The organism is Arsenophonus sp. PmNCSU2021_1, from assembly GCF_036919435.1.
GTDB classification, from domain to species: domain Bacteria; phylum Pseudomonadota; class Gammaproteobacteria; order Enterobacterales; family Enterobacteriaceae; genus Arsenophonus; species Arsenophonus nilaparvatae.
Genome location: NZ_JAZHPL010000010.1, coordinates 253,391 through 270,408, shown reverse-complemented (window position 1 = coordinate 270,408; position 17,018 = coordinate 253,391). Strand labels below are relative to the sequence as shown.

Here is a 17,018-nt window from a genome sequence, read left to right as displayed (position 1 = left end):
CGTAAAGGAATGTTTGATTATGAGTCTTGATGCCAGAAACATGACCCAGGGCGGTCAGGTAATCAAATATATGGTGGCCATGTTTATGCAGATAGCCAATATCGTGGCGTTCTGGGTAATTCTGGCTACCATTCTTGTCTTTTTTGCCACCATTGCCTTTCAAATCCCGCTTGAGAAGATGATACACGGATTAGCGTACTGGGCGATGGATACACTGGTCATCCCGCTACAGGAAGCAATTGGCACCCGCGAAGGCGGCACTTTCACCTTTCACTGGTTAAACCCCCGAACCGGTCAGGTGGTTGAATTTGAAAAAACCGCCCGCGAGGTTCGTATCGACAGGTATTTTATTCATTGCTATGTCTTCTTGAAAGACGCGGCATTTTGGGCGTGGGGAGTCGCCTCCTTTACCTTTGTTGGCTTGATTGTGGCGGTGTTCTGGTGGTTAGGTAAAAAAGGTGCACAGCAGAGAAAAAATGAGATTATTGGCGGTCGCTATCTGGCCAGTTCGGTAAAAGAGATTAACCGCTTCTTAAAAGCCAACAGTAAACTCTCATCGCTTAAGGTTGGGGATTTGCACCTGGTTGAAAACAGCGAACAACAAAATATTGGGCTGCATGGCACGGTGGGAACAGGAAAAAGCACCGTCATAAATGACCTGTTGAGTCAGGTAAGACAACAGGGGAAAAGAGCTATTATCTACGATAAAGGCAATAACTTTATCCCGCTTTTTTATCGCGAAGGCAAAGATATTATCTTAAACCCAATGGAAGCACGCTGCCCGAACTGGGATTTATGGCGCGAATGCCAAGACCGTGCTGATTTTGAAACGTTTGCGCTGCCCTTATTCCCCGATGCCAAAAGTGGTGACCCGTTCTGGCTGATGTCTGCTCGTCTTTTGTTTGTGGCGACCGCTGAGTATATGCGCTCACATCCTGACCGTTCGATTAAAAAATTATTGCAGAGGTTATTGTCGATTTCGCTGGCCGAGTTGCATGATTTTGTGCAGGGCACCGATGCCGCTAATCTGGTTGATGGCAGTATAGAAAAAACCGCCATGACCATTCGTACCGTGTTAAGTGCTTATGTCAAAGCCTTACGCTACTGTCAGGGATTGGAAAAAGAAGGCAAGCCGCCTTTCTCCATTCGGGAATGGGTGCAAAATGCCGATGAAGATGCCTGGATTTTTATCTCCAGCGATGGTCGCTTACATACTGCCTTAAAGCCGTTAATCAGCACCTGGCTTAATATCACCATGCAATCGGTACTGGCGTTAACACCCAGCAGGGAAAGTCGTATCTGGACAGTGTTAGATGAGTTACCCAGTCTTCATAAGCTGCCGGTCATTAGCGATTATCTCTCCGAAGCCCGTAAATTTGGTGGGGCAACCCTTATCGGTATTCAAAACTTTTCGCAACTGGAAGCGAACTATGGCGCTCATGACGCTCGCAATATCTGGGATTTGTCGAATACCACCTTGTATTTCCGTGCCCCCAGTGGCAGTGTCGCCGAGTGGGTACAAAAAGAGTTGGGTGAGACCCGTTTACTGAAATTCCGTGACCAGTATAGCTACGGTGTGGATACTATTCGGGATGGGGTGAACTTTTCCAAAGAAGATACCCGCGAAAAAATTGTCAGTTTTTCCGATATTCAGAATCTGGATGATTTGGAGTGCTTTGTCTCGCTCCGCGGGAATGTACCTATTGTCAAACTTACCTTGGAACATAAAACATATAAAACGATTGCCGCAGGGAAAATTGAGCGCGATGTTTCAGCCATTTTTGATAATCAGATTGAGCAGAAACTAAATAAATCGGGGATTGAAAATAAAGTGGACAAATTGGTCACCGGTCGACGCACGCAATCAGACCAAAATAATCAAAACCAGACCAACAACCCGCAGACGATGGAAATACCTCCCGCTGAACAGACCCATTATGTTGAGCCGGTTAATTATTATGGCACCGCAAAAACCGGCAAACCGGTATTAGAAGCAGAAGAGAACAACTTGGATAACCCAGTACAAGAGACAAACAACAACCTAAAACATGAAAAAAGCACAGAAAAGGAGATTTAGCCTATGCTCTCGGTTAAAAATCTCACCAGTGGAGGTGCTTCTGCCAGTGCCAACTATTATGAAGAAAAGGATAACTATTACTTCGTCGGTGAAGAAGGGACTTGGTGGTTTGGTAAAGGCGCTGAACGGTTAGGATTAACCGGCGCGGTGGATAGAAATACCTTTGAGCAGGTGCTGGAAGGAAAATTACCGGACGGCACCGATTTAAGTTTTAATGTTAATGGAAAAAATAAACATCGACCAGGCTATGACTTAACATTTTCTGCCCCTAAAAGTGTGTCGGTATTAGCTTTGGTTGAAGGCAATACCGCGGTGTTAGATGCACATAAACAGGCGGTAGTGTCAGCACTCAAAGAGATTGAAAGCGTAGCCTCAACCCGTTCAATGACAAAAGGGGTCACGCAAACGGAAATCACCGGCAATACGATTGCTGCCCTTTTCCTTCACACGACTAACCGCAATCTCGATCCTAATTTACACACGCATGCCTTATTAATTAATGCCACATGGTCAGATAAAAGGGGCTGGAAAACGCTGTCATCGGATACCATCAATCGCAATGGCTTTAACGAAATTATCCGCGATTTACAGATCACCTTTGGGTCTATTTATCGCCAGCACTTAAAAGAAAGTTTGCAAAAGCAGGGATTTTCTTTTGTTTCAACGGGTAAAAATGGGTTATGGGAAATAGAAGGCGTACCCACCGAACCGTTTTCATCCAGACGCAAAGAGGTTGTTGAGGCGGTAGGCGAAACCGCTTCTGCTAAACAAAAAAGTGCTGCCGTGTTAGCAACCCGTAAGGCAAAAACTTTTACCAATGTCGAAACACTGCATAAAGAATGGCAAGAAACGCTGGCGAAAACCGGTTATTCGGCGGATAACGTGAAAAAAGCAGAAACCGTCACCCCATCAACACCTGAAATCGACCTTAAAAATGCCATCTCACAATCCATTAAGGTACTATCGGACAAAAACACCCGATTTTCCTATGATGCATTATTAATGCATGTTATTAATCGCATCCCTTGCCAGACAAAAGCATTAGAAACATTACGCAAGGAAATTAACCAGGCGATTAAACAAGGGAATCTCGTACCACTTAATTCAGAAAGCACGCTTTTGACCACCCAAACCCATCTTAAACAGGAAAATGAGGTTAGCACACTCATTCATCAGTTGCGGTACAGTAAACATGAATTGACAACAAAACAAGAAAGCGCATTAGCCAAAAATATCACGCTAAACAATGTCCAGTTTAATCTGGTTAATCTTAAAGGCGGGTTTGCCCATGAAATTCAGGTAATAGACGAAATCCATGTCCTTGCCAAAGAAAATAAATTAAATACCGTTATCATTACGCCAAATAAAAAAATCAGCAATAAATTACAGGAACAGGTCAATAAGAAAGTAAAAACCATCAGCATTGATGATTATTTAAATGATAACCAGAAAAATAACCACAAACGGCAATTAATCGGGATTTACCAGTCTGAACATCTCCCCCTTAACAAAGTCGCGGCATTACTTAGTCGTTCTTATGCTGAGGGCGACACGATTATTGCATTGGATAGTGCCAGCCGTAAAAATAAAGGACTGACCAGTGAAATCGCTCGCGCACTCGGCGCTGAACCGATTAATGCCTATGAATCCAATGCCGATAAACATCTCTATTTTATCCCTGAACAGGACAAAGCCAGCAGAATACAGACCGCCGCTAATCATTTTGCTAACTTTTATGCTTTAAATAAAGAGGTCATCATTCAGGCAGGAAATACCCCAACAAAAGAAGCGTTAACAGCCAAAACCCGTGATATTTTAATCAAAAAAGGATTGCTGTCTGAAAATAAGATGGTAGTGACCACCAAAAAATCGATATTTTTAGATGCCGCTAACCGCAATCAGCGTAACACCTATAACATCGGCATGATACTTGAGCGCACAACAGAAAATGAACGGCAGCAGTATCAGATAAAAAGTATTAGCAAACAAAGTAATAAACTTCTATTACAGGATAATGCAGGTAACACGTCTGCCCTTTCAATAAATAAAATAGATAGTCACTACCATCTCTTTAAGGTGCAAGAGATGGAACTGCGAGAAGGCGATAGCGTCAAAGCAACCGGCGTATTTGGCCAAAATATCCAGGCAGGCAAAACCTTTACGGTGACGGAGTTAAAAAAAGGCAATTTTTTATTTACCGATAAAATCATCATGGAAGATGAGCACGGTAAAAAAGCGTCATTTACCCCAAAAGCCGATTGCAAACTGGAATACCACTACTGTGAAGCATTTGGAAACAGTCTCAATAAAAATCAAACCGTGATTGCGGTGTTTAACGAAAAAGAGGTTAATAATTCAACCATCAATCAGATAAGGCACAGCGGAAAAAACATTATCGGGCTTACCGGGTTGGATAGGGATAGTATCCAAAAACGGTTACAACAAACTGAAATTAGCACCACTGTGCTTTCTGATATCCAGCAAGGTGATGAATCATTCTTAAAAGCCGCCGATGTTGCTAAACATAATGTCACCCCTGATATCCAAAAACAGCTAAACATCGCCATTGACCGGCGGACAAAATCAAGTATGGTTTTTAATAGCCTCGATGTGATTACCGATGCAGCAAAATCCAGTAATTTTTCGTTTAATGATTGCATTAACGCTTTTAAACAGCGCCTCAAAAAAGGTGAAGTGAAATGCGTGGATGAAACAACGCACGAGTTTTATGGTCGCTTTATTCGCAAAGAAGATTTTGATAATGAGGTCAAAATCCTCACGCAGATTTTACAAGGTAAAAACAGTCAACTGCCGTTAATCCAAAATAACGAAAAACTGCATTTTACCGGATTAACCCAAGGCCAACAAAAAGCCGCCATACTCGTTTTAACCTCAAAAGACCAGACGATAATGATACAAGGCTATGCGGGTGTCGGGAAAACCACCCAGTTTAAAACAGTGGCTCAAGCCCTTAACGATAACCGACCCGATGTGAATATCGTCGGCCTCGCACCCACCCATAAAGCCGTCAATGAATTACATGCAGCGGGCATAAAATCCCAAACTATCGCCAGCTTTCTAATGGAAAAGCACCAGAGCAACCTCAAAACATCGTATAAAAATACCCTGTTTGTGATTGATGAAAGCTCGATGATTGGCAATAAAACCCTGGCAGAATTACTACTTAACATCACGGATAATGCAGGGAGAGTCGTCCTCTCAGGGGATGCAAAACAGCTAAAAGCCTTCGAACGGGGCGCCCCTTTTGCCCTCGCCTGGCAACGAAGTGCCGCCGATAAAGTGGTGATGGAGGAAATCGTCAGACAGACACCTGAATTAAAACCGGCTATTGAAGCAATAATTGCCGGAAACACCAAAAAATCACTCGATATTATTTGCCAGGTTTCTCCTGACCGAGTAGCAAGGGATAATGGTGCTTTTATTCCCGAAAGCGCAATCATGAAGGGCGCTTCATCAGGTAAACCACAGGAAAACGACAATCAAATGATAAAAATGGTGATTGATGACTATGTAGGTAGAACGAAAGAAGCGCGTGATAACACGGTGATTATCACACCATTGAATGCAGCTCGAAATCAGTTAAATGAAAACATTCATGCGGTGATGCAAAGTCAACAGATGCTGGGTAAATCAGTCCGTATTCCTGTTTTACAACGTATCAACCATCAGGAAGCAGATTTAAAAGATAGCCAGTTTTGGCAAAACCAGTTGGGTCACATCGCAAAAATCAATCAACATTATTTTGAAATAACAGGAGTTTCAAAAGAAGGCATTGTTAGTCTGGTAAATCGGGAAAATAATCAGGAGAAATACCTGTCACCGCTTGAAGTAAATCCTGCCGTCGTCGCACTTTTTGAAGACAAAACCATTGAGGTCTCAGAAGGTGAAAAAATCCGGCTCACCACAACCGATAAAGACCGCAATATTGCCAATAACGACAGGGGCATGATAAAGCGGATTGAGGACGATAAGCTCCATATTGAGTTAAACGGCAAGCTCGTCACCTATCAACCCACAAAAGAATATGCCGACAGACATCTGGATTACACCTATGCCATCACAAGCTATGCTTCACAAGGCGCTTCTTATTCCTATGTTATCGTCTATGAAGGCGCGCATACCCTCGCGGCAATGGATAATACCTATGTGGAATTATCCCGTGCAAAAGAACACGTTCAGCTTTATTTATCAGATGGCAATGCTTGGATGAAAAACCTGACAAAAAATTCCGGTGACAGATTAACCGCGCATGACATCCTGAATAAACAGGAAGACCAACTGGCTAGAAATGAAATCAGAATTTGGGATAACAGCAAAGAAATTGGTAACACAAAACTGGCACAAAAGATAGAACCATCACTACTTGAAGTGGCCAGATTTTCCCATCATGACCGACCTGAATTGTTATTACCCGTCACCAACGAACACGGCATCCAGCGGGGAAATCTTCATATTCCGGTGGGCGTTTATACAGGGAACACAAACATTGAAGAAGCCACTTACAAAGGCGCATCCGATGGCGTCTATATTGTACTGAACAAAGGCAATGATGAGAACAGCGTTAACCTCTATTCACTATCACAATTTGATGAAGCCTTAAAAAATGATAAAAAAGACCATTCGATTGTGATTGAACTGGATAACGTCCCTAGAAATGAAATCCCTGAAAGTTTACCGCAAGATAGAGAAATAGAAAAAATTAATGAGAAGTTGGACATAACACTAGAATCGGCACTACTGCATGATGATGAGAAAATACCGGATCTTCAACTCGAAGAAGAACCTCAAAAACTGGAAAAAGAAAATGATGAAATAAATATTTCATATCATCATGAAGAAGAGAAAAACTCAAAAATTAAAGAAAAGGAATATGGAGATTAAAATAATCTTCTCTAATCATAAAATCTTAATTAAGAGATAAAAATGAAAACTAAATTTTTCGGAAATAAACTAATAAATCAAAAGATTAAAAATTCTTTAGAAGAAGAAATTAAAAAATATGGCGATATTAAATATGCTTATTTAATTATGAATAAATCCAATCCAATGAATGTAATCATAATTAACAACCACACTGATTGGTTTGAATTTTATATAAAAGGTAATTACCACCTTATCGACCCTGTAATTATAAATGCAATGGAAAGAGTTGATGATTTCGAGTGGGATGATAAAATCATGATATATTCAGAAATGAAACTACCAAAAATTTTCAAAAAATCAGAAAAATATAATATCAAAAAAGGGCACACATTCATACTTCATGATTACAATGATAATTTAGCAGTATTATCTATATTTCATACTAAATCAGACAATAATATTACACAACTCATACACGATAATAAAGAAAGATTACAACAATTACTTATTAAAACACATCAAAAATTTCTATCTCTTTATAAAGAGATAGAAAAAAATCGTAGTCAATTTAAATACTCATTGCTTTCTCGTAGGGAAAATGAAATTTTATATTGGGTTAGCATGGGGAGATCATACCAAGATATTGCCAAGATACTTGATATTAAACCTGGAACCATAAAATTTCACATGAGCAATATAGTTAAAAAACTAGGAGTTTATAATGCCAAACATGCTATAAAGCTAGCCACAGAATTAAAAATTATTCACATGCCATCTGGATAAAATGTTAAAGGCCAGCGATCATCAAATTTATATTCAGATAAAATTTTTTTCTTTAAAAAAATAGTATTACCTAAATCAATTGGCATAATAATTAAATAAATAATCTCTTTTTTTTCCGAAATGCCATTATTAATAACAAAAACATTCCATCCAGAGCGCTTAAAAATAATTAGCATCTGATGACTAATGATTGCACACAAACCATCATAACCATAGCTTCTTGTATAATAAATCATTGACAAAAAAAGCATTGAGCTTATAGCGTATTTACTTATTTTATATTGCCTTGTTCTGTCTTTATCCACAAATAATCTACTGGCATCAATATAATTTCCATTAGGTAAATCTATTTTTTTAAAATATTTATTAAATTCTCCTTCAATCATATTAGCATTCATCATATCAATAAGTCTAACCCCACAGATAATTCTATCTTTATAGAACCCTAAAATATAATTAGCGTCTTTGTTATCATACTCATCAAATTCTTTATTATTTTTACATTTAACTAACCAGTTAAGCCTGTCTTTGAATGATTTCTTCCTGAGGAAAAATAAATCATTTAATTGACAGTTAGATATTTCTGAGTATTTAACATCAATAAAATTTAACATTATCAGATTTCACATAAATACATTATTTCAGTTAAAAAATAATCAATGTATGGATCAATTTTCGCTGGCAATTTGTCGTAATAATAATTCAAATTTTTTTTAAATTTCATATTTAAATCCAGTGATTTTCCTCATGATAATACATAAACAAACCAATAGGTAGTAAAAAATACCCCTATAGCAAGGTGATTAATTAGAATTGTTAATTATTATAAATAGTGTTCACATCAGGGAAAACTCTCCAAAAAATAAATAATAAGGGGTTCTAATTTAACCTGAGTTCAGGATAAGCGTTAGTTATGAGAAAATAAAAATAGCTCATTTATCAATAAAAACCTTTTAAAATCAATAAAATGATAAAAAAAGGGAATATTTTTAGTTAGTTGTAGGTTAAAAAATAAGCTATTTTCTCTGCTAAAATCATGAAAAAAGCCAAAATTTAGCACTGTTTTATGTAATAATTTTAATTTAAGTAATTGAATATATAATGAAAAACTTTATATTCCTTATCCCGAACTCAGGTTAATTTAGAACCCCAACAATAAATCGCTTTTTCGTTTTTCTTGGTTACATCTCAATCAGGGGGAAATTATCATGATTCAACCCAACAAACACAGAACAACATTTCGAAAGCTCCAACCTGGTATGTCCGTTTCCTACAACGAAGAAGTTGTCAAAATAATAAGATTACGAGAACGTAAACTAACAGATAAAGGCTTACTTTACTATTTTGATATTGAGGGTGGTAACGGAATTCTGATAGGTGAAAGTGGCAAGCGGATATTTGTTACTAACTAAATGAAATTATCGAGTAGTACAAAGATGACCACGCGATGATATCAATCAATTCTACGATAACGCTATTACATTAGTTGCTGAAGGTCCTTTATAACCCGCTTTCGATAGAAAAATTCACTTCCTGACCTTCATAGAGCGTTTTATAATCATTACTCTGAATCGCAGAATAATGAACAAACACATCCTGACTGCCATTTTTAGGTGAAATAAATCCAAAACCTTTATCCGCGTTAAACCACTTATCAATACCTGTATTGATGTTTGACATAATAACTTCCTTAATTTTGTTAATTAATCAAAAATCTCAAAGATTAACAATTAACATGATTTTTACTAGTGGTATTTAATCAGAAGGAGCTCATTAATGAATGAGGTATTATGATATTGCTAAATTTTGAGTTACTTAAAATTTTTTACTAATAAAAAGAGATTGTTAGTCTCGATAAAGAACTTAATCAAGTCATACTTTTTTATTTAATGCAACAATTATTTTCGTAAAAAAATAGTTATTAGACACTTGAAAATAAAGAGGCGAGTTCTTATTTAAAAAGTAACGTTAATAAGCGCAAAAAGGAGGACAATATGGCTTATCGTTCTTTTTCTCTTATTCCAATGCTCAGTGATAACCTGTTATCTGATAGATTTACTCAAATGGATAAATTGTTTAGCAGAATAACCGGCGAAAAACCTTTATCAGACATTCCATCTTATAATTTATACCAAAAAGATAAAGAAAATCTGGAACTCTCAGTAGCGGTTGCGGGTTATAAACAACACGAATTAGATATATCGGTGCTGAATAATAAGCTGACCATCAGCGGAAAAAATCAAACAGAGAAAGAAGAAGGTAACGATGAGAGCAAAACAAAGAAATCGCTACATAAAGGTATTGAGAAAAAAGGCTTTTCGATGAGCTTCGACCTTGAGCATCGCATCAGAATCCAAAATGCCAACTTAGCCGATGGTTTGCTAACATTAACCTTTAATTACGAAATACCGGAAGAAGAAAAACCACAAAAAATCACTATTGGGCAGAAATCTCAGCCAGAAGTGATTGAGCACAAAAAATAACTTTTAAAGCCCCTAATTTCAGGGGCTTTTTAATAAAAAAGCGTTATTTTATTTTTGTCTAAAAAAATGACTAACTTTGTAATCCACTTCGTTAATTCTTTCTTTCACAGCTTGATAACCAAATGCTTTAATCATGTTATCATCAATATCCTGTGGGCGCTTATGAGCAAATTCAAACATAGAATCTAACTTCAATTCTGATTTAAGCACGGCATCAGCGATTAAAGCGAGTTTTTCATCTAAACTAATATCCTTATTGCCCATTTGTTCATTTTTTTTCTTTAAAACTCTGACCCCTATTTTTAGTATTTCCAATGCAACCGCCGTCCGGTTTGCCGTAGATTTATTTTCACCATCTTTTAATTTTTCATCGACCATTTCATCGATAAAATCCATAATACTAAAAGGAATCTTCAACAGAACAGGATGATTTTTTTCGCCTTTCATTTCAAACCTCAAAAAAAATGAATTAAATTTACACTTAATTTTGTATTATATAATTAAGTTATAACTATATTAAAATTAATTAAAAATTATTTATTGCAATATATTTTAACTTATATCACATTTTAAAACTATTTATAAATTAATCTAAAACTTAATAAAAAATTAATATAAACTTTATTTTTGTATTTTTTTATTAAATAACATATAGTTATAACATAAATAGTCATAACTTATTTAAAAAATATTTTTTCCTTATCGTTTTTATTGATCATAAAACAGTCTATATTTATATAAATAACTGAATTTTAAATATAAAATTAGGAAAAATTTATTTTGCGCGTGGTGTGTAAGTTAGTGGTAGAAAAAGCGGATTGAGGGAGGTAAAATTGAAAATGATTATTGGGATATCCTTAAAAAATCCTTTTGCTCTATAGGGGCGACAATATGCCGAATTGTTATGTTTTTTAAATAAAGAGCTACGTGATGAAAATTAATAGCAAAACCTTTAACGCCATAAAAAAAGAATATCCTAAATTATCTGAAAATGACTTAATCAATCATCCTTGTTTAAATATTCATATTGGTGCCATGATTTTAAGTCGTAACTTTGCTCTCTACGGCAAAAATTGGTTAGCTGTTGGCATGTATAACGCGGGAATGAGAAATACCAATACATCAATTAAAAATCGTTACCACTATGCAAATAAAATTTACCAACATTATCTGAAAATAAAATTTGGAAAAATGAATGAGAACAAAATTTATTAACCAACTCAGAGAAATAAAAAAGAGGAAATAACCATGTTAAAATCTTTATTAAATTTAGATAAAATGATAACCCCTAAGATTATAATAATTTTTTATTGGCTTGGAATAATTGCTGTTTTATTTTCTGGCATTGCTGCTATTTTTACTGGTAGTCATTTAGGTGGTTTTTTCTCAGGTTTTATAGGTGGATTAAGCACAATGGTTATTGGCCTTATTGGTGTGCGGGTTTCTTGTGAATTAATTATTTTATTATTTAACATTTACGCCAAACTTAAAGAAATAGCTGAAAATACAAAAATAAAACCATAACAGAATTCATTTAACGATTAATTACGCCAAGTGACTGCGGATTTTAAAAGAAATAAACCACGAAAAGATAAATAATAAAATAACTGGGCGGATAGACCGCCCTTTATTTTCTCTTTAAGCAACAAGACGAGTACGCAAAGCAGCAATACGTTGTTGACCAATAGCATGATATTCAGCAAGAAGCTCTATACCAATATAACGCCGTCCTGAAAGCGCAGCAGCAATACAGGTAGAGCCAGAACCCGCAAACGGATCGAGTACAATAGCATTAGGTTGCGTAAAAGACTCTATCAGCGGTTGTAAGCTACTAATGGGCTTTTGAGTTGGGTGATAAAGATTACCTGTATATTGCCATGACTGTACGTCTCTCATTGGCTTAACGGGCATCACGGGACGACCTTTTGCCAGCAGATAAGCGTTTTCGTGGCTGTGCTCTAAAAACCCAGTTTTTGATGCATAACGTTTCTTGAAAACGAGATGACCAACAATTCGGAAGCCGGATTTTTTCCAGGCATCAACAAATTTATCCACCCGATTCCAGCCGTAAAAACTGACCATCAGACTGTTGGGTTTCAACACACGAAACATTTGTTGACAGGCAGGCTTTAGCCATTCGTCATTGTTATCGTTGGCAATGGAACGCCCTGAGCGATCCGTGTAATCAACCAGATAAGGCGGATCGGTGAGAATAAAATCGATTGCATTATCAGGAAAAGTTGACATAATTTTCAGGCTGTCGTCTTGTATAAATCTGGACATTTGCAGTGTCTCCTATTTAGTGGGACAGCAGGAGGTGACCCCTTGTCACCATTCCCTTACTGCCCGATGTCACGAAGCCATTGACCATTTGGGGTCAAGTGGAACGTGGAATACCGGAGCCACGTGTGGCGAGGATATGCCGCGAAAGCCACTTGAAGGCTTACCGTCCCCTAAAAATGGGCGTATGGCAAGCTGGCATCGGGCAGTAAGGGAAATCCTTCAAATTTGAAATTAATTCGATTGATAAATCTGATTTCTGTGCGGGAATTCAATCTATTTAAGCGATACGCTTTTTTTCACTGTGCTTTTTAACACCCTGTAGGGAAACATAAGCGGAGCCGCCATTAGCGGCGACATCCTTATTGTTAAGACTTCATGCCTTTTAAATTATCTATGATTTTATTATTACCAACCTGGTTATCTTTAATGGGCGTTAATTCTTGCTCCTTTTTTTCGTTAGGAGTCTTTTCAAAAACACCCGTAACCTGTTTTATCAATGCGATAAGTTCATTTCCTGTTATTCCTTGTCGATAAAGGCTAGAAATAATTGCGGGTAAACGTGTATCTACTTCAGCTAAAGCAACACCACAAACCACTGCTTGCCTAATAAATTCCCCTCGCATTTTTAATGGTAATTTATCCATGAAATTACACGCCTCATCATCTTGAGGATATATGTCAGGACGCAGATAAGATTGTATTTTTCGTCTATCTTTCATACATCTGCCTTATACGTAAACGAGTGTTTTAACGAGAGCAAGTTGAGCATCATCCAATTTTCTAACTTTTTTATTACGAAAATGAGCAGTTACGTAATTATCAATCAATTCAGCACCACCCCCCGCTAAATAAATGCGATTGACTTTTTGAAGTTGTTCTATTTGACTAATCACACTTTTAGCGTAGTTCTCAATCGCATTATTAATTTCGGTCATGACATGATCAATCATGCTACGGTTATTAATAATTGCACTTATCTCTTTTCTCTTATCTTCAGAACTTAAAATAGCATTAGCTTCATATTCATTAATATCACTATCAGCGATACCCATCGCTTTAATAATGGCAATAGCAACACTACGAGTACCAATTGAAGGATTACCATAAACCTCAGATACGTCCAGTTCACCACCTGTTATGATACCACAATCCATAGTAGTGCCACCCAGATCGACGATGATGCTTTTTTCCAATGGAGAAACATCATCTTTTTTCAATTCTTCTGCAACGGCAGAAACTGACTCTGGCATTACAAAAACACTTTTTATTTCAAATGATTGATTATTATTTACTTTTACTTTCCTTAAAACATTATTTCTTTTTCGTTCAATGTTAGCCATGTTCTTTTGCCCATCCTGATGAAAAAATTCATTAATAGGCAATGTGACAGTTATTTCTATTTCCTGTGGAGATAGAGTAGATGTTAATAACGCTTTATGAATCGCCAACAAATCAAGATCGCTGTATTGAAATGCTATATTTGTTGTAGAAAGAATTGCATTATGTCCCTTGTCAAAAGCGTACTTTTTCCCATCGATGTCAAAGTTTAGCTGCATTAACAACGCCTGATATTAGCCGTTACTGTAAAAATAAAAACCATCTATTTTGGATGATAACATTATGTATTATTGTCGGCGAATTTATTATAAATGCCATATCAATATTAATTGCTCAAGCATTAAATACTGCTGATATAGTCGATATTGTTACCGTTAATGCTGGGATTATTGGATTAATTTCAGTTATTTTGTCTGTTGTTAAAGTCAATGATATTAACCTGTACACATCATCACTCGGATTAGCTAACGCACTAGAAGTTTTTACTGGTAAAAAATGGGACTATTTTAAACTAACGATTTGTATTGGGTTGGCTGGTACAGCGTTATCAATGGCTGGCATTTTAAATCATTTCGTTGATTTCCTCTCTATGCTTGGCGTTATTTTCCCACCCATCGCTGGCGTGATGCTGGTTGATTATTATATTTTGAAAACGAGTCGAAAAATACTAGATGAAACCAGAGAAAAAGGGTTATTACCTGACGATGCCTCTACGCCACTCATTGGCTGGTTGGCTATTATTGCCTGTATTATAGGTACTGTTGTTGGAGTAGTATTTAATTTTGGTATTCCGTCTTTAAACTCTATTCTGATAGCTGGAATGACTTATTGGATTTTAATTAAAATAAAACAAAAATTATAAATTTAATTAACAAAAAACTATCCGCATATTTTAATATGCGGATAGTTATCAATTTTACTACCTAATTTTCTCAATCTTGTATAGGATATATGACTGCATTCTATTATGGAATAATAGTTTTAATTCAACCATTGAGTTGACCTGATACTTCTCTTTTATCCGTTTTAAATACTCACACACCGTATTCACGCTAATATCAAGCTCAAGAGCTATTTGATCAACTTTAAGGATATTATTATACAATACAAAAACCTTTAATTGAGAAGACGTTAGTTCAGGAAATATGGGGTAATAATATGAAAAATTATTAGCTGTAAATATCATAATCTCTCCCAACCTTTGAATAACAGCCAGTTGATATAGATTTAGATTTCTCAATAAAATCTAATGGAATATAGCGCTCTAAGCCTTTGGCTTTACCCAATGCTCTTAACTGGCAAGCTGAATGAACGCCCGCTTTTTCATAGATAATGTTCAAATGATTATCAGTTGTTCTCGTCCCAATATTTAACCGTCTGGCGATTTCCTTGCTATTCAAGCGATGCACCGCTAAAAACAAAACTTCCCACTCTTTATCAGTAAACAGCTTGTTAGGTTTTTCTGTGGTTACGGCATAAGGCTGCATGCCATCGACATACTCCAACGGCGACAAAAACAGGAACGCGTGAGCGTGGAAGAAAGTGCCTAGGTAGCCATTTTCACTACAAAAAAGGGGTAAAAAATGGAATTGCCAAACTTTGTGCGCTTTGTTGTAATCAGATGGCAAATGGCATATTACGAAAAACGGGGATCTTTCAGTTTGTACTTTTTCTATCAATGTTTTCATTTCAGGAGTACGGATTAACCTAAAAAGTAAATCTGTCATTTCGGCATCGGTCTGAATTTTTCCCTTGCTATTGCTAAACCCACAAGGAACATTTGCGCTCAAAGAAAGTTTAATCATCTCAGGTTTCATGCAGCACCTCCGATACTACGAAGGTACTGACGCTGACGGGTTGTAAGGTGTTTTGACGTGTGAGCAAAGCTCAAAAGCTGCTCGATTGATATGTTGCACACTTTCATTATGCGTGCAATATGCGTACTATTTCGCATAGTCCGACTCCTAGGTCATTTAGGGTTTGGATTAGGTACTTGTCGGGATCGTTAGTCCCTTCAAGTACCGCTTACTTAAGTATATAAAAATGAATATATAAGAGTATATACACTATGTATTATTAATAACTGATTTAGCTAATTTTTTAACTAAATTCATATCATAATTTAAATAACCAACAGCACGTAAAACTCGTGACTTTGATATATTTTTTTGTGGCACAATTTCTTGTATTTTATCTATCATAATAGAAAGTGCATCTTCATCTAAATTAGTCATACGCAAATTCATTTGCTTACCAGTTGTAATATTTCTCTTTTCTACAACTCGCGTTACACCTTTTGTTATTCTATCACTTCTACTCACTTAAGAAATCTCCTCAACTCTTTTAATAAGTTCATTTGTCAATGATAAATAATCTTCATGTGGTCTTTCATTAAAAGCATAAAGAGGAGAGGGTCTATGGTTTTCTGTAGCTTGCTTATAAAGCTCACTAACCCTTATTTCTGTTGTAGCTATATGATAGCCTAACTTTTTGACATACTCATTTATAGCTTTTTGCATTTTAGAATGAGATTTGTTTACTTTTGTCTTTACAAGAGTATATACAATATTCTCTTGACGTTTTACTTCTTTTGCTACTTGTAGTAAATCATTAATGCCTTTAATAGCTCTTCGATCCATATCAACAGGAATAACAATTAAATCTGTAATTAAAAGAGCATTTTCTATGCTTAAATCAATTGCAGGGCGCAAATCAAACAAAATAAAATCAAATTTAGCATTCAAGCGTTTAAGTGCATCATCTAAAATAGTTAACCTATGCCTGAATCTTTCAGCACTTCTAGCTTCAACAGCTAATGTTATATCCGCTGGAATAATAGATAAGTTTTTTATTTCATCATTTGAATCAAGGGCTGAATATATTATTTTATTAATATCAAATTTAGGGTTTTCAAAAAGATCTGTAATCGTATAATCTTCATCCCCTCTACCTAAATCATCACTAAGATTTCCTTGATGATCTAAATCAATAAGCAATGTTTTATACCCTTGTTGTGCTAGACAACAGCCAACAGCTATACAACTAGTTGTCTTACCTACCCCACCTTTACTGTTGGCAAAGCTAATAATAAAAGGATTTTTCATATAAAATCCAACATTAATGTATATACTTAGATATATACATTATATATAAAAAAACGATTCGTGTCA

At 36.3% G+C, this 17,018-nt stretch carries 17 protein-coding genes and 1 pseudogene; 8 read left to right on the top strand and 10 right to left on the bottom strand.

Annotated features, from left to right (window positions below; genetic code table 11):
* The first annotated feature begins 19 nt into the window (after positions 1 to 19).
* Genes traD through V3224_RS24090 form a run of 3 tightly spaced genes read left to right on the top strand, consistent with a single transcriptional unit; the run spans position 20 to position 7,744 of the window.
* Positions 20 to 2,077, top strand: coding sequence for a type IV conjugative transfer system coupling protein TraD (gene traD, locus V3224_RS24100; RefSeq protein WP_334473158.1), 2,058 nt, complete (start codon positions 20 to 22; stop codon positions 2,075 to 2,077).
* A 3-nt stretch (positions 2,078 to 2,080) separates the two neighbouring features.
* Positions 2,081 to 6,979, top strand: coding sequence for a MobF family relaxase (mobF, locus tag V3224_RS24095; RefSeq protein ID WP_334473157.1), 4,899 nt, complete (start codon positions 2,081 to 2,083; stop codon positions 6,977 to 6,979).
* A 42-nt stretch (positions 6,980 to 7,021) separates the two neighbouring features.
* Positions 7,022 to 7,744 (top strand): helix-turn-helix transcriptional regulator, encoded by a 723-nt coding sequence (locus V3224_RS24090; RefSeq protein ID WP_334473156.1) that lies wholly within the window; start codon positions 7,022 to 7,024, stop codon positions 7,742 to 7,744.
* On the opposite strand, the gene V3224_RS24085 is transcribed toward V3224_RS24090, so the two are convergent.
* Positions 7,726 to 8,358, bottom strand: coding sequence for an acyl-homoserine-lactone synthase (locus V3224_RS24085; RefSeq protein ID WP_334473155.1), 633 nt, complete (start codon positions 8,356 to 8,358; stop codon positions 7,726 to 7,728). The two genes, V3224_RS24090 and V3224_RS24085, sit on opposite strands and share 19 nt — an antisense overlap.
* Before the next feature lie 594 nt (positions 8,359 to 8,952).
* Between V3224_RS24085 and V3224_RS24080 the strand changes: the two genes are divergently transcribed.
* Positions 8,953 to 9,156, top strand: coding sequence for a hypothetical protein (locus V3224_RS24080; protein WP_334473154.1), 204 nt, complete (start codon positions 8,953 to 8,955; stop codon positions 9,154 to 9,156).
* 51 nt (positions 9,157 to 9,207) lie between these two features.
* Here V3224_RS24080 and V3224_RS24075 read toward each other — a convergent pair.
* Positions 9,208 to 9,424 (bottom strand): annotated as a pseudogene (locus tag V3224_RS24075) (cold shock domain-containing protein).
* A 314-nt stretch (positions 9,425 to 9,738) separates the two neighbouring features.
* On the opposite strand from V3224_RS24075, the gene V3224_RS24070 reads away from it, so the two are divergent.
* Positions 9,739 to 10,227, top strand: coding sequence for an Hsp20 family protein (locus V3224_RS24070; protein WP_334473152.1), 489 nt, complete (start codon positions 9,739 to 9,741; stop codon positions 10,225 to 10,227).
* Between the two features lie 48 nt (positions 10,228 to 10,275).
* Here the strand turns inward: V3224_RS24070 and V3224_RS24065 are convergent, their stop codons facing one another.
* Positions 10,276 to 10,674: a relaxosome protein TraM gene (locus tag V3224_RS24065; protein WP_334473150.1), complete on the bottom strand. Its 399-nt coding sequence runs from the start codon at positions 10,672 to 10,674 to the stop codon at positions 10,276 to 10,278.
* Positions 10,675 to 11,157: 483 nt separating this feature from the next.
* Here V3224_RS24065 and V3224_RS24060 point away from each other — a divergent pair, with 483 nt between their 5' ends.
* Together V3224_RS24060 and V3224_RS24055 are read left to right on the top strand one after the other, a co-directional pair.
* Entirely contained in the window at positions 11,158 to 11,442 is a 285-nt protein-coding gene (locus tag V3224_RS24060; RefSeq protein WP_334473149.1) for a lytic transglycosylase domain-containing protein, read from the top strand.
* A gap of 33 nt (positions 11,443 to 11,475) precedes the next feature.
* Complete coding sequence (locus tag V3224_RS24055; protein ID WP_334473147.1) at positions 11,476 to 11,751, top strand: DUF4282 domain-containing protein; 276 nt, start codon at positions 11,476 to 11,478, stop codon at positions 11,749 to 11,751.
* 114 nt (positions 11,752 to 11,865) lie between these two features.
* Here the strand turns inward: V3224_RS24055 and V3224_RS24050 are convergent, their stop codons facing one another.
* From V3224_RS24050 to parM, 3 genes are all read right to left on the bottom strand, one after another.
* On the bottom strand, positions 11,866 to 12,510 hold the full coding sequence (locus V3224_RS24050; RefSeq protein ID WP_334473145.1) for a DNA methyltransferase: 645 nt from the start codon (positions 12,508 to 12,510) through the stop codon (positions 11,866 to 11,868).
* 365 nt (positions 12,511 to 12,875) lie between these two features.
* Positions 12,876 to 13,229, bottom strand: a complete 354-nt coding sequence (locus V3224_RS24045) for a plasmid partitioning/stability family protein (RefSeq protein ID WP_334473144.1) — start codon at positions 13,227 to 13,229, stop codon at positions 12,876 to 12,878.
* A 9-nt stretch (positions 13,230 to 13,238) separates the two neighbouring features.
* Positions 13,239 to 14,066, bottom strand: a complete 828-nt coding sequence (gene parM / locus V3224_RS24040; protein WP_334473143.1) for a plasmid segregation protein ParM domain-containing protein — start codon at positions 14,064 to 14,066, stop codon at positions 13,239 to 13,241.
* Positions 14,067 to 14,119: 53 nt separating this feature from the next.
* Here parM and V3224_RS24035 point away from each other — a divergent pair, with 53 nt between their 5' ends.
* Positions 14,120 to 14,710 (top strand): cytosine permease, encoded by a 591-nt coding sequence (locus tag V3224_RS24035; protein ID WP_334473142.1) that lies wholly within the window; start codon positions 14,120 to 14,122, stop codon positions 14,708 to 14,710.
* Positions 14,711 to 14,767: 57 nt separating this feature from the next.
* On the opposite strand, the gene V3224_RS30300 is transcribed toward V3224_RS24035, so the two are convergent.
* From V3224_RS30300 to V3224_RS24020, 4 genes are all read right to left on the bottom strand, one after another.
* Positions 14,768 to 15,034 (bottom strand): LuxR C-terminal-related transcriptional regulator, encoded by a 267-nt coding sequence (locus tag V3224_RS30300; RefSeq protein WP_442890973.1) that lies wholly within the window; start codon positions 15,032 to 15,034, stop codon positions 14,768 to 14,770.
* Positions 15,018 to 15,665 carry a helix-turn-helix transcriptional regulator gene (locus V3224_RS24030; RefSeq protein ID WP_334473141.1) on the bottom strand — a complete coding sequence of 216 codons (648 nt, stop codon included), beginning with the start codon at positions 15,663 to 15,665 and terminating at the stop codon, positions 15,018 to 15,020. Before V3224_RS24030 ends, V3224_RS30300 begins: the two co-directional genes overlap by 17 nt.
* A 249-nt stretch (positions 15,666 to 15,914) precedes the next feature.
* Positions 15,915 to 16,169: a hypothetical protein gene (locus V3224_RS24025; protein WP_280632085.1), complete on the bottom strand. Its 255-nt coding sequence runs from the start codon at positions 16,167 to 16,169 to the stop codon at positions 15,915 to 15,917.
* Positions 16,170 to 16,952, bottom strand: coding sequence for a ParA family protein (locus V3224_RS24020; protein ID WP_334473139.1), 783 nt, complete (start codon positions 16,950 to 16,952; stop codon positions 16,170 to 16,172). It abuts the gene before it with no gap.
* Positions 16,953 to 17,018: the final 66 nt, after the last annotated feature.